We start from the raw sequence: 15196 nt of genomic DNA on the forward strand, positions 1-15196 counted from the left end.
AGCTCGTCGTGCAGGTGCTCGGCCAGCGCGTGGGCCGTCGGGTAGTCGAACACCAGCGTCGCCGACAGCTTTAGGCCGGTGGTGGCGCCGAGCCGGTTGCGCAGCTCGACAGCGGTCAACGAGTCGAAACCGAGGTCCTGGAACGCCTTCGACGGATCGACGGCGTTGCCGTCGACGTGGCCGAGGACCGCGGCGACCTCACCGCGCACCAGGTCCAGGAGCGCTTCGGCGCGGCCGGTCTCGCCGAGCGAGCTCAGGCGCGCGAGCAGCGAGTCGGTGGCGCCCGATCCGGCCAGGGTGCGGCGGGAGCGGGTGCGGACCAGGCCGCGCAGCAGCGGCGGGACCTCGCGGCCGGCTCGCAGGGTCGCCAGGTCGAGGCGGACCGGCAGGACGACGGGGTCGGGCGCGGCCAGGGCCGCGTCGAAGAGCCGCAGGCCCTGCTCCGGCGACAGCGGCGGCATGCCCGAGCGGGTGAGCCGCTCGGCGTCGACCGCCATGCCCTGCTCCCACGCACCCCAGGCCAACGAGGCGCCCGGCAGGCCGAGAGACCTGCGGTGCTCGATCAGGGCATCGAGGAAAGCGTTGCCCGCCGCGTAGTTCGCCTGCCCCGGAGACCCGAAAACACCCGCAGCGGACGAGAACACCACGAACGCCGACAAATTCTCAGTCAACTCGTGCAAATGCCAGGCCGCATCCACCTTCGGACGCAACACCGCATCCACGCGCTCCGGCGTCAACGACTCGACCGTAGCATCATCGAGAACACCAGCCGCGTGAACCACAGCCGAAACCTCGTGCCGCTCCAAGAGATTCGCGACCGCAACCCGGTCAGCCACGTCGCAAGCGACCACCTCAACCGTGGCACCCAGCCCTGCCAACTCTGCCGGGAGATCACCCGCGGCATCCAAACCCCGGCGACTCACCAACACCAGATCCCGCACACCCCGCTCGGCAACCAAGTGCCTGGCGACCAGGGCGCCCAGACCACCCGTACCGCCGGTGATCAGCACCCGGCCGTCCCAGCTGACCGGCTCACCTACCGGCATCACCCGCACCAGACGCGACGCCAGCACCTCGCCGTCGCGGAGCAGCAGGTGCGGTTCGTCGCTGGTCAGCGCCCGGGTCAGCAAGTCCGTCGGCGCCTCGTCGGCGTCGAGTTCGAGCAGGCCGAATCGGCCCGGGTGCTCCGACTGCGCCGAGCGCACCAGGCCGCGCACGGCGGCGGCGACCACGTCGGCGCTGCGCATGACGAACACCAGGCGCGAGTCGGCGGGCCGGTCGGCAGCCAGCCACTCCTGCACCAGGCCCAGGGCGCGGGTGGTCTCGTCGTGGGCGGAGGAGATGACGTCCTCACCGCCCGCCACCGGCACCAGGACCACCGGGGCCGTGACCGCGCTCAGGTCTTCGCGGACCTCGCCCGGCAGGTCGAGCGGGTTCGGGCCGAGGACCTGCCATTCCGGCGCGCCGTCGGTCACCGCGACCGGGGTCCACCGGAGGCCGAACAGCGAGTCGCGTTCGGCGAGGACGTCGGTCGAGATCGGGCGCAGGGCCAGGGATTCCACCGAGGCGACCGGGGTTCCGGCCGGGTCGGCCATGGCCAGCGACATCGATCCGTCGGCCCGCTTCGACAAGCGGACCCGCAGGCGGGTGGCGCCGGCCGCGTGCAGGGACACGCCGGTCCAGGAGAACGGCAGGCCCGCTCCCCCGTCACCGGCGACGCCCGCCGCGTGCAGGCACGCGTCGAGCAGCGCCGGGTGGAGGCCGAAACCGCTGGTGTCGGCACCGTCGGGCAGGACGACCTCGGCGTAGACGTCGTCGCCGCGCTGCCAAGCCGAGCGCAGTCCGCGGAAGATCGGGCCGTAGTGGAACCCGGCGTCGGCGAACAGGTCGTAGCAGCCGGTCACGTCGAGCTCGGTGGCGTCGGCGGGCGGCTGGAGGCCGTCATCGAAGACAAGCGGACGTTCCCCGGTGGCGAGCGTGCCGGTTGCGTGCTCGGTCCAGAACCCGTCCACGGCCTCGGCCGGGCGGGAGAACACGGTGAGAGTGCGCGCGCCCGACTCGTCGGCGGCGCCGACCGCGACCTGCACCTGCACGGCGCCCTGCTCGGGCAACGTGAGCGGGGAGGCCAGGGTGAGCTCCTCGACCCGGTCGCAGCCGACCTCGTCCCCGGCCCGCAGCACCAGCTCCACCAGAGCGGCGCCGGGGACGAGGACCTGGCCCTGGATGACGTGCTCGGCCAGCCACGGCTGCGCGCTCACCGACAGGCGGTTGGTGAACAGCACCCCGTCCGAACCGGCGAGGTCCGCGGACGCACCGAGCAGCGGGTGCTCGACGTCCACCAGCCCGAACCCGGACACGTCCCCGCCGCGGGCTGGCAGCACCGGCCAGAACCGCTGGTGCTGGAACGCGTAGGTCGGCAGCGCGACCCGCCGTGCCCCGTCGAAGGCCGGCGACCAGTCGACGTCGACACCGGACACGTGCAACCGGCCCAGCGCCGTGAACAGCGAGGACTCCTCGTCCCGCCCCTTCCGCAGCACCGGAGCGGCCACGACGTCCTCGACGGACTCGGCCACCAACCCGGACAGCGCCCCGTCCGGCCCGAGCTCCAGGAACGCCGTCACACCGGCATCGACGAGCTCGACCACCGAGTCCCCGAACCGCACGGCCTCCCGAACGTGCTCCACCCAGAACTCAGGAGAGGTCACATCCCCAGCCGCAGCAATCGGAACCCCAGGCTCCGCGAACGACAACCCCTCGATCGCCACCCGAAACTCCGCCAACATCGGCTCCATCAGCGCCGAGTGGAAAGCATGAGAAACCCTGAGCCGCTTGAACTCCCAGTTCCCCGCAACCTCAAGAACGGCATCCTCATCCCCAGCCAGCACGACCGACTCCGGGCCGTTCACAGCCGCCAAAGACACAACACCCGACCGAGAATTGCCATTTTCGGGGAGACGAATACCGGAGTTTTCCGTGGGACGAATACTCCGGTATTCGTCCCCCCGAATACGGGAGTTTTCCGTGCCAGAAAGATCACCCGACAGGAACGGCAGGACATCGGACTCGCTCGCGCGGACCGCGACCATGACCCCGCCTGTGGGCAGGGCCTGAATCAACCGGGCCCGGGCCGAGATCAGAGCGCAGGCGTCCTCCAGGGACAACACGCCCGCCACGTGGGCAGCCGCCACCTCACCGATCGAGTGACCCGCCAGGTAGTCGGGACGCAATCCGAACGACTCCGCGAGGCGGAACAGGGCGACTTCGAGTGCGAACAGGGCCGGTTGAGCGACACCCGTCTGGTTCAGGGCTTCCTCGTCCTCGCCCCACATCACTTCGCGAACCGACGGGTCCAGGTGGTTCAGGGCTTCGTCCAGGGCATCGGCGAACACCGGGAAGCGGGTGTAGAGATCCCTGCCCATGCCCAGTCGTTGGGAGCCCTGGCCTGCGAAGACCACGGCGAGTGCGCCTTCGCGGACCGTGCCCGTGGCGATGTCGGTGACGTCGGAGTCGGTGGCCAGCAGGACCTTGCGGTGGTCGAACCGGGAACGGGACTTGACCAGGGAGAACCCGATGTCGGCCGGGGCGGCGTCGAGGGCGCGGAGGAGGGTGATCTGCTCGTCCAGCGCGGCTTCGGACCTCGCCGAGACCACCCACGGGACCACCTGCGCCGACGGCTGCTCCTCCGGTTCCTCGACGGCGGGGCCCTGCTCCAGGATGACGTGGGCGTTCGTGCCGCTCACGCCGAACGACGAGACCGCGGCGCGACGGGCTCGACCAGTTTCCGGCCAGTCGCTCGGCGAGCTCAGCAGCTCGACCGAACCGGCTTCCCAGTACACGTGCGACGACGGCGTCTCGGCGTGCAGCGTGCGCGGCAGGACACCGCGCTGCATCGCTTCGATCATCTTGATCACGCCCGCAACACCCGCAGCGGCCTGCGTGTGCCCGATGTTGGACTTCACCGAACCCAGCAGCAGCGGGTGCTCCCGGCCCTGGCCGTAGGTCGCGAGCAACGCCTGCGCCTCGATCGGATCACCCAAAGCCGTTCCGGTGCCGTGCCCTTCCACTGCATCGACGTCCGCAGTGGACAGACCCGCGCTGGCCAAGGCCTGTCGGATGACGCGCTGCTGCGACGGACCGTTCGGCGCGGTCAGCCCGTTCGACGCACCGTCCTGATTCACCGCCGAACCCCGCACCACCGCGAGAACCTCGTGCCCGTTGCGGCGGGCGTCCGACAAGCGCTCCAGCACCAGCAGACCGACACCCTCGGACCAGCCCACGCCGTCGGCCGAGTCGCCGAACGACTTGCAGCGGCCGTCCGGGGACAATCCGCCCTGGCGGGAGAACTCCACGAACGGCCCCGGCGTCGACATCACCGTCACACCACCGGCCAGAGCCATCGAGCACTCACCGCTGCGCAACGCCTGCATCGCCCAATGCATCGACACCAACGACGACGAACACGCCGTATCCACCGTGACCGCAGGACCCTCGAACCCGAGGGCGTAGGCGACGCGCCCGGTGGCGATGCTCGGCGAACTGCCCTGGCCCTGGTGGCCTTCGAAATCGCCACCGTCGAGCAGGCCGCTGTAGTCGCTGTACATGACACCGGCGAACACGCCCGTTCGGCTGCCGCGCAGCGACATCGGGTCGATGCCGGCGCGCTCGACCGCCTCCCACGCGACCTCCAGCAGCAAGCGCTGCTGGGCATCGGTGGCCAGCGCCTCGCGCGGTGACATGCCGAAGAACTCGGCGTCGAAGTCCCCGGCGTTCCGGAGGAAACCGCCGGAGCGCGTGTAGGAGGTGCCGACGTGGTCGGGGTCCGGGTCGTAGAGGGTGTCCAGCGACCAGCCGCGGTCATCGGGGAATTCCGAGATCGCGTCGACGCCGTCGGACACCAGCCGCCACAGGTCCTCCGGCGAGGACACGCCACCCGGGTAGCGGCAGGCCATGCCCACGATCACGACCGGGTCGTCAGCGGTGTTGACCAGGGCGGGGACGCTCGCGGCGTCCTGCGCGCCCGAGCCGAACAGCTCGTCGTCGAGGTGCTCGGCCAGCGCCTGGGCGTTCGGGTAGTCGAAGACCAGCGTGGCGGGCAGGCGCAGCCCGGCGGAGGCGCCGAGGCGGTTCCGCAGCTCGACGGCGGTCAGCGAGTCGAAGCCGGAGTCCTGGAAGGCCCGGGTGGGGTCGATCGCCTTGCCGTCGGCGTGGCCGAGGACCGCGGCGACGTCATCGCGCACCAGGTCGAGGAGCACGTCGCGTCGTTCGGCCGGGGTGAGCCCGCTCAGCCGGGCGACCAGGGACTCCGCCGCGCGTGATCCGGCCAGGGAGCGACGCGTCCTGGTGCGGACGAGCCCGCGCAGCAGCGGCGGCACCTCGCCCGCCGAGCGCAGGGTCGCCAGGTCGAGGCGGACCGGCAGCACCACCGGGTGGTCGGTGGACAGCGCGGCGTCGAACAGCCGCACGCCTTCTTCGGTGGTCAGCGCGGGCATTCCCGACCGGTCGAGCCGGTCGGCGTCCACGCCCGAGGCCATGCCCTGCTCCCACGCGCCCCAGGCCAGGGACGTGCCCGGCAGGCCGAGGGAGCGGCGGTGCTCGATCAGGGCATCGAGGAAGGCGTTGCCCGCCGCGTAGTTCGCCTGACCCGGAGACCCGAAAACACCCGCAGCGGAAGAGAACACCACGAACGCCGACAAATTCTCAGTCAACTCGTGCAAGTGCCAGGCCGCATCCACCTTCGGACGCAAAACCGCATCCACGCGCTCCGGCGTCAACGACTCGACCGTGGCATCATCGAGAACACCAGCCGCGTGGACCACAGCCGAAACCTCGCGCCGCTCCAAGAGATTCGCAACCGCAACCCGGTCAGCCACGTCGCAAGCGACCACCTCAACCGTGGCACCCAGCCCTGCCAGCTCTGCCGGGAGATCACCGGCGGCATCCAAACCCCGGCGACTCACCAACACCAGATCCCGCACACCCCGCTCGACGACCAAGTGCCTGGCGACCAGGGCGCCCAGACCACCCGTACCACCGGTGATCAGCACCCGGCCGTCCCAGCTGACCGGCTCACCCTCCGGCATCACCCGCGCCAGACGCGCCGCCAGCACCTCGCCGTCGCGAATCGCCAGCTGCGGCTCGTCGGAAGCCAGAGCCGTTGCCAAAGCGGAAGAATCAACGTCACCGGTGTCCAGCTCCAGCAGCCCGAAACGACCCGGGTGCTCCGACTGCGCCGAACGCACCAGACCCCGCACCGCTGCTGCGGTCACGTCGCCTTCGCGGGTCACGAACACCAGGCGCGACTCGGCGAAGCGCTCGTCGTTCAGCCACCGCTGCACCAGGAGCAGGGCCCACGCGGCAGCGGCGTGGGCGGACGCCACCGCGTCGGCCTCGCCCACCACCGGAACGAGCACCACGTCCGCGGTCACCGTGCTCAGGTCTTCGTGGACCGTGCCGGGCAGCCCGAACGCGTTCGGGCCGAGCACCGCCCACTCGACCTCGACCGCGTCACCCGCGACCGGGATCCACTCCAGGCCGAACAGGGCGTCGCGGGTGCGCTGGGCGTCGGTGAGCTCGGTCTGCGCGAACTCGCGCACGACCAGGGATTCCACGCTCGCCACCGGAGCACCGGTGGCATCCGCCAGTGCGACGACCATCGACCCGTCGTCCGCGACCGACATCAGAACCCGCAGCTCGGAGGCCCCCGAGGCGTGCAGGGCGATGCCGCGCCAGGAGAACGGCACGACGCCGCCGGCGCGCTGACCCGCGAGCGCCAAGGCGTGCAGGCTCGCGTCCAGCAGCGCCGGGTGCAGGCCGAACCCCCTGGTGTCGACGTCCTCGGTCAGCGCGACCTCGGCGAACACCTCGTCGCCGGACCGCCACGCCGCGCGCAGCCCCTGGAACGCGGTGCCGTAGTCGAAGCCCGCGGCGGCGAAGCGGTCGTAGAACCCGTCGAGCTCGACCGGCTCGGCGCCTGCGGGCGGCCAGGCGGCGGTGTCGAACGCCGGGGCCAGCGGCTCGCGGCCGAGCAGACCGGTCGCGTGCTGCGTCCAGGGGAGTTCGGCGTCGCTCTCGGGCCTGCTGTGGATCGCGATCGTGCGATGCCCGGTGTCCTCCTCCGGGCCTACGCGCAGTTGAAGCTGCAGCGCACCCCGCTCCGGCAGCACCAGCGGGGAGGACAGAGTCAGCTCCTCGACCCGCTCGCACCCGGCTTCGTCGGCGGCCCGGATCGCCAGGTCCACCAGGGCCGCGCCCGGGACGAGCACCTGGCCGTGCACGACGTGATCGGCCAGCCACGGCTGCGACCGCAGCGACAGGCGGCTGGTGAACAGGAACCCGTCGGCGTCGGCGAGCTCGGCCGACGCACCTAGCAGCGGGTGCTCCACCGCCTCCAGACCGGCCCCGCGCACGTCACCCGCACGGCCCGCGGTGTCGGGCCAGAACCAGCGCCGCTCGAACGCGTAGGTCGGCAGGTCGATGCGACGCCCGCCCTCCAGCAGCGACTCCCACCGCAGGTCAGCACCGGCGACGTGCAGCCGAGCCAGAGCCGTGAGCAGGCTGGTCTCCGCGTCCTGGTCCTTGCGCAGCACCGGAGTGATCACCGCGGACTCCGGCGCGGAGTCAGCGGCCATCGCCGACAGCACCCCGTCGGGACCCAGTTCGAGGAACGCGCCCACGCCCTCCTCGGCGAGCCCGGCAACGGAGTCCCCGAACCGCACGGCCTCCCGAACGTGCTGCACCCAGTAATCGGGCGAGGTCACATCCCCGCTCGCCGCGATCGGAACCCCCGGCTCCCGGAATGACAAACCCTCAACGACGTCCCGGAACTCATCGAGCATCGGCTCCATCAGAGCCGAGTGGAAAGCATGAGAAACCCTGAGCCGCTTGAACTCCCAGTTCCCCGCAACCGCCATCACGGCACCCTCGTCCCCAGCCAGCACAACCGACTCCGGACCGTTCACAGCCGCCAAAGACACAACACCCGATCGAGAACTGCCAAATTCATCGGGACGAATACCGGAGTTTTCGGCGGGTCGAATACCGGAGTTTTCGTCCCCCTGAATATGGGAGTTTTTGACCTCGGAAAGATCACCCGACAGGAACGGCAGGACGTCGGACTCGCTCGCGCGGACCGCGACCATCACGCCGCCCGTGGGCAGGGCCTGCATCAACGAGGCTCGGGCAGTGATCAGCGTGCAGGCGTCCTCCAGGGACAACACGCCCGCCACGTGGGCCGCGGCCACCTCACCAATCGAGTGGCCTGCGAGGTGGTCCGGGGTGATGCCGAAGGACTCGATCAGGCGATACAGAGCCACCTCCAGGGCGAACAGGGCCGGTTGGGCGATGCCCGTCTGGTTCAGGGCTTCCTCGTCCTCACCCCACATCACCTCCCGGACCATCGGATCCAGGTGGGCCAGGACCTCGTCGAGAGCTTCCGCGAAGACCGGGAAGCGGTCGTAGAGGTCCCGACCCATGCCGAGGCGTTGGGAACCCTGGCCCGCGAAGAGAACCGCGAGGGGCTGTTCGCCCGCCTCGCCGCGGGCGGCTTCGACGAGGCCGTCGGGCGAGGCGAGCAGGACCGCGCGGTGCTGGAACAGCGAGCGGGAGGTCACCAAGGAGTGGCCGACGTCGAGGGGTGAGGCGTCGAGCTCGCGCAGGCGGGAGATCTGGGCGTCCAGCGCCGCCTCGGATTTCGCCGACACCGGCCACGGGACCACCGTCGCCGAGGACTGCGACGCGACTTCCTCGACGGCCGGACCCTGCTCCAGGATGACGTGCGCGTTGGTGCCGCTGACGCCGAACGACGAGACCGCCGCGCGGCGGGCGCGGCCGGCCTCCGGCCACTCCACCGCCGAGCTCAGCAGCCGCACCGAACCCGCTTCCCAGTCCACGTGGGACGACGGGTCCTCGGCGTGCAGGCTGCGCGGGACGACGCCGTGCTGCATCGCCGCCACCATCTTGATCACGCCCGCAACGCCCGAAGCGGCCTGGGTGTGGCCGAGGTTCGACTTCACCGACCCCAGCAGCAGCGGACGCTCGCGATCCTGACCGTAGGTCGCCAGCAACGCCTGCGCCTCGATCGGATCACCCAAAGTCGTTCCGGTGCCGTGACCGTCGACCACATCGACGTCCGAAGTGGACAGACCAGCACTGGCCAGGGCCTGGCGGATGACGCGCTGCTGCGACGGGCCGTTCGGGGCGGTCAGGCCGTTGGACGCACCGTCCTGGTTCACCGCAGAACCCCGCACCACGGCCAGCACTCGATGCCCGTTGCGCTGGGCGTCGGAGAGCCGCTCCAGCACGACCAGACCGGCGCCTTCGGACCAGCCGACTCCGTCGGCGGACTCCGAGTAGGACTTGCAGCGCCCGTCGGCGGCCAGGCCGCGCTGCCGGGAGAAGACCACGAACGACGCCGGGGTCGACATCACCGTCACACCACCGGCCAGCGCCAGCGAGCACTCGCCCTGCCGCAACGCCTGCGCGGCCAGGTGCATCGACACCAGCGACGACGAGCACGCCGTGTCCACCGTGACCGCCGGCCCCTCGAACCCGAAGGTGTAGGACACGCGGCCGGACAGCACGCTCTGCGCGGTGCCGGTGCCCTGGTAGCCCTCGAAGGTGTCGCCGTCGAGCAGCGTGCCGTAGTCGTTCACCATGACACCGGCGAACACCCCGGTCCGGCTTCCCTGCAGCGACGTCGGGTCGATGCCGCCGCGCTCGATGGCCTCCCACGCGGTCTGCAGCACGAGCCGCTGCTGCACGTCGGTGGCCAGGGCCTCGCGCGGGGACATCGCGAAGAAGTCGGCGTCGAACTCGCCCGCGTCGTGCAGGAATCCGCCCGAGTTCGAGTACGAGGTGCCCGCGTTGTCGGGGTCGGAGTCGAACAGCGAGTCCAGGTCCCAGCCCCGGTTGGTGGGGAACCCGGTGATCGCGTCGGCGTCCTCGCTCACCAGCCGCCACAGGTCCTCGGGCGAGGTCACCCCGCCCGGGTAGCGGCAGGCCATGCCCACGATCACGATCGGGTCGTCGTCGACGGAGCTCACCGGCACCGCCGGGACGACGTCGAGAGCCGCGCCGAACAGGTCGTCGCGCAGGTGCTCGGCGAGGCGGGTGACCGTCGGGTAGTCGAACACCGAGGTAGCCGAGATCCGCAGGCCGGTCGCCGCCGTGAGCCGGTTGCGCAGCTCGACGGCGGTCAGCGAGTCGAAACCGAGCTCCTGGAACGGCCTCCCGGGGTCCACTCCTCCGGCACCGGCGTGCCCGAGCACGGCCGCTACCTCCTCGCGGACGAGCTCCACCAGCCGCTCGGTGCGCTCCTCCGCGCTCAGCGAGGCGAGCCGGTCGACCAGCGCGGCGGTCTCGCCCCGCGAGGAGGCGGTGGCGCGGCGGATCGGGGTGCGGACGAGTCCGCGCAGCAGGTGCGGCACGTCGTCGCTGGAGCGCAGCGACGGCAGGTCCAGGTGCACCGGCAGGAGCAGCGGTCGCCCGGAGCCCAGGGCGGCGTCGAACAGGGCCACGCCCTGCTCGACCGACAGCGCCTGGACGCCCATCCGCGAGATCCGCTGCACGTCGGCGTCGGAGAGTCCGCCGGTCAGTCCGACCGACTGGTCCCACGCGCCCCACCCCAGCGACACGGCGGGCAGACCGCGCTCCTGCCGGTGGTGGGCGAGGGCGTCGAGGAAGGAGTTGCCCGCCGCGTAGTTGCCCTGCCCGGCGCTGCCGAAGGTGGCCGCGGCGGAGGAGAACAGGACGAACGCCGACACGTCACCGGCGAGTTCGTGCAGGTGCCAGGCTGCGTCGACCTTCGGGGCGAGCACGGTGTCGACGGCTTCGGGGGTCAGCGAGGCGATCACGCCGTCGTCGACGACGCCCGCGGTGTGCACCACGGCCCGCACCGGGTGCCGCTGCAGGAGGTCGGCGACCGCGGCGCGGTCGGTGACGTCGCAGGCCACGACCCGGGCGGTGGCGCCCAGGTCGGTCAGCTCGGCGACGAGGTCGGCGGCGCCCTCGGCGTCCGGGCCGCGGCGGCTCACCAGCAGCAGGTCGCGGGCGTCGTGCTCGGTCACCAGGTGCCGGGCCAGCACGGCGCCCAGACCGCCGGTCCCACCGGTGATGAGGACCGTCCCGTCGATGTCGAAGGCGGGCGCCTGCCCGGTCGTACGGGCGATGCGGGCGGCCAGGAGTTCCTCGCCGCGCAGCAGCAATTGGGGTTCGTCGCTGGTCAGAGCGCGTCCCAGCAGCGGTTCGGGATCGGTCCCCGGGGCGACGTCGATCAGCGCGAAGCGGCCGGGGTGCTCGGTCTGGGCGGAGCGCACCAGACCGCGCACGGCGGCGCCGATCAGGTCGTCACCGGAGGTGGCTCCCCGGGTGACCAGCGCCAGGCGGGCATCGGCGAAGCGCTCGTCGGCGAGCCACTGCTGCAGCAGCGACAGCACGCGCGCGGTCTCGGCGTGCACCGAGGTCACCACGTCGTCGGCATCGCCGGAGACCGGCAGCACGACGGTGGTGGTGTCGACGCCGGTCAGGTCGCGGGCGTCGGGGTCGAGTCGTGCCCACGTCGTGGTGGTCTCGGGCAGGGCGATGGGTGTCCAGTCGAGCTGGAACAGGGAGTCCCGGGTGACGGTCGGCGTCCGGTCGGTCTGCGGGGCGCGGGTGATGAGTCCGTCGATGCTGGCGACGGGGGCACCGGTGGCGTCGGCGACGGACAGGACGGTGGTGTCGTCGGGGCCTGGGGCGAGCCGCATGCGGACCCGCGAGGCTCCCGAGGCGTGCAGGGAGACGCCTTGCCAGGAGAACGGCAGGCCTCCGCGGCTGAGGTTGCCGACGTCACCGAAGCCCGAGGCGTGCATTCCGGCGTCGAGCAGCGCGGGGTGCAGGCCGAACTCGTCGGCTCCGGCGTCGTCCGGCAGCTCGGCCTCGGCGAACAGATCGTCACCGAGCCGCCACACCGCGCGCAAGCCGCGGAACATCGGGCCGTAGTCGAAGCCGACCTCGGTGAAGCGCTCGTAGCAGTCGGCGACGTCCACCGCCTCGGCTTCGGCCGGGGGCCACGCGCCGAGGTCGAACGTCGGCTCGGACGGCGTCGCGGCCAGCACGCCGCCGGCGTGCTGGGTCCAGTCGCCCTGCCCCGTTTCGGCGGGGCGGGAGAAGATCGCGACCGGGCGGCGGCCCGAGTAGTCGGCGGCGCCGACGGTCACCTGCACCTGCACGTCGCCCTGCGACGGCAGCACCAGCGGCGCGGACAGGGTCAGCTCGTCGACGTGACCGCAGCCCACCTCGTCACCGGCGCGGATCGCGAGTTCGAGGAAACCGGTGCCGGGGAACAGGATTCGGCCGTGCACCACGTGGTCGGCGAGCCAGGTGTGGGTGCGCGACGTCAAGCGGCTGGCGAACAGGTATCCGTCGGTCCCGGCGAGTTCGGCCGCCGCGCCCAGCAGCGGGTGCCCGACGGAGTCCAGCCCGGCGGAGCGCACGTCGGCCTTGGTCGTGGCGGGCCGCGGCCAGTAGCGCTCCCGCTGGAACGGGTAGGTCGGCAGGTCGACCCGCCGCGCCCCGGTGTCGGCGAAGAGTCGCGACCAGTCGACGTCGACACCGGCCACGTGCAGCCGCGCCAGCGCCTCGACCAGCGCGGACCCGCCGTCGCGATCCTTGCGCTGCGCCGGAACCAGCACGGCGTCCTCACCGGCGGATTCAGCCGCCATCGCGGTCAGCACCCCGTCCGGCCCGAGTTCCAAGAACGCGTCCACGCCCTGCTCTGCCAACGTCGTCACGTTGTCGGCGAACCGCACCGCGTTCCGCACGTGCTCGACCCAGAACTCCGGCGACGTCACCTCCCCGCTCACCACGATCGAGAGGCTCGGCTCCGAGAACGTCACCCCGCCAAGAGCCGCCCGGAACTCCTCCAACATCGGCTCCATCAGAGCCGAGTGGAACGCATGAGAAACCTTGAGTCGCTTGAACTCCCACCGAGACGCAACCTCGATCACGGCGTCCTCGTCCCCGGCCAGAACCACCGACTCCGGGCCGTTGACCGCCGCCAAAGAGACGACACCCGATCGAGAATTGCCATTTTCGGGGGGCCGAATACCGGAGTTTTCGGGGGAACGAATACTCCGGTAATCGTCCCCCCGAATACGGGAGTATTCCGTCTCAGAAGGTTCACCCGTCAGGTAAGGCAGGACATCGGACTCGGTCGCGCGGACCGCGACCATCACGCCGCCCGTGGGCAGGGCCTGCATCAACCGGGCTCGGGCCGTGATGAGAGTGCAGGCGTCTTCGAGGGACAACACGCCGGCTACGTGGGCTGCGGCGACTTCCCCGATCGAGTGGCCTGCGACGTAGTCCGGGTTGAGGCCGAAGGAGTCCGCGAGGCGGTACTGGGCTACCTCCAGGGCGAACAGGGCCGGTTGGGCGACGCCCGTTTGGTTGAGGGCTTCCTGATCGTCGCCCCACATCACCTCTCGGACCGACGGGTCCAAGTGGGACAGGACCTCGTCCAGCGCCCGCGCGAACACCGGGAAACGCTCGTAGAGGTCTCGGCCCATGCCCAGGCGCTGCGAGCCCTGGCCTGCGAAGAGGACCGCGAGGGTGCGGTCTGTGGCGACGTCTCGGAAGTCGCCGGAGGGCAGGTGGACTGCTCGGTGGTCGAAGGTGGAGCGGGAAGTGGCCAGGGAGTGGCCGATGTCGAGGGGAGTCAGGTGGGGGTTGCGCTGGGCGAAGGTGTCGATGCGGTCGAGCTGGGCGGCCAGTGCCGTGTCCGAGCGGCCGGACAGGACCCACGGCACCTCGGGGAGATCGGTGACCTCGCGCTCGGGTTCGGTCGCTTCCGGGGCCTCTTCGACGATCACGTGCGCGTTGGTGCCGCTGACGCCGAAGGCCGAGACCGCGGCGCGGCGCGGGCGCTCGCCTCGCGGCCACTCGCGGGCGGAGGTGAGCAGTTCCACCGCACCCGCCGTCCAGTCCACGTTGGACGACGGGTTGTCTGCGTGCAGGGTCTTGGGCAGCAGCTCGTGGCGCAGCGCCAGCACCACCTTGATCACACCGGCGACGCCGGCCGCGCCCTGCGGATGCCCGATGTTGGACTTGATCGAGCCCAGCAGCACCGGCGTCTCGCGGTCCTGCCCGTAGGTCGCCTGGACCGCCTGGGCCTCGATCGGGTCACCCAAGGTCGTTCCGGTGCCGTGGGCTTCGACGACGTCGACGTCCCCGGCCGTCAGGGCCGCGTTGTCCAGCGCCGTGCGGATCACCCGCTGCTGCGACGGGCCGTTCGGCGCGGTCAGCCCGTTGGAGGCACCGTCCTGGTTGATCGCCGAACCGCGCAGCACGGCCAGCACCTCACGACCGTTGCGCTGGGCGTCCGAGAGCCGCTCCAGCACGAGCACGCCCACGCCTTCCGACCAGCCGGTGCCGTCAGCGGAGTCGGAGAACGCCTTGCAGCGGCCGTCGGAGGCCAGGCCGCTCTGCGAGCTGAACGCGGTGAACGCGTTCGGCGTCGACATCACGGCCACACCACCGGCCAGCGCCAGCGAGCACTCGCCACCGCGCAGCGACTGCATCGCGTTGTGCAGGGCGACCAGCGACGACGAGCAGGCCGTGTCGACGGTGACGGCCGGGCCCTCCAGGCCCAGCAGGTAGGAGATGCGGCCCGACAGCACGCTGGCCGCGAACGCCGTCGTCGAGTACAGGCCGATGTCCTCGGCGGAGCGGGCGAGCAGCTCGCTGTAGTCCTGGCCGGTGGTGCCCATGAACACCCCGGTGCGGCTGGAGCGCAGCGAGGCGGCGTCGATGCCCGAACGCTCGATCGCCTCCCACGCGACCTCCAGGAGCAGCCGCTGCTGCGGGTCCATCGCGACCGCTTCGCGCGGCGAGATGCCGAAGAACCCGGCGTCGAAACCGGCGACGTCGGACAGGAAACCGCCCTGGGAGGTCGCGCTGGCGAGCCCGTCGACGTCCCAGCCCCGGTCGTCCGGGAACTCCGAGATGCCGTCGCGGCCTTCGGCCACCAGATCCCACAGCTCCTCCGGCGAGGACGCGCCGCCCGGGTACCGGCAGCCCATGCCCACGATCGCGATGGGCTCCACCGCGGCCGCGATGAGCTGCTGGTTCTGCTTGCGCAGGCGATCGTTCTCCTTCAGGGACGAGCGCAGAGCCTCGACGTACTGCTTCTCAGAGCTGCTCATCGGTTTCCTTTGATCGCCGG

At 71.3% G+C, this 15196-nt stretch carries 1 protein-coding gene (only partly in view); it reads right to left on the bottom strand.

The window, feature by feature from the left end:
- Window positions 1-15143, bottom strand: the start of a protein-coding gene (locus QFW96_RS27090) for an SDR family NAD(P)-dependent oxidoreductase (protein WP_425524800.1). Its footprint begins 15190 nt before the window's first position; only the first 15143 of its 30333 coding nucleotides appear in the window; it begins with the start codon at window positions 15141-15143; its stop codon lies beyond the left edge, outside the window.
- Window positions 15144-15196 lie beyond the last annotated feature (53 nt).

The sequence above is a fragment of the Saccharopolyspora ipomoeae genome, assembly GCF_029952525.1.
GTDB classification, from domain to species: Bacteria; Actinomycetota; Actinomycetes; order Mycobacteriales; family Pseudonocardiaceae; genus Saccharopolyspora; species Saccharopolyspora ipomoeae.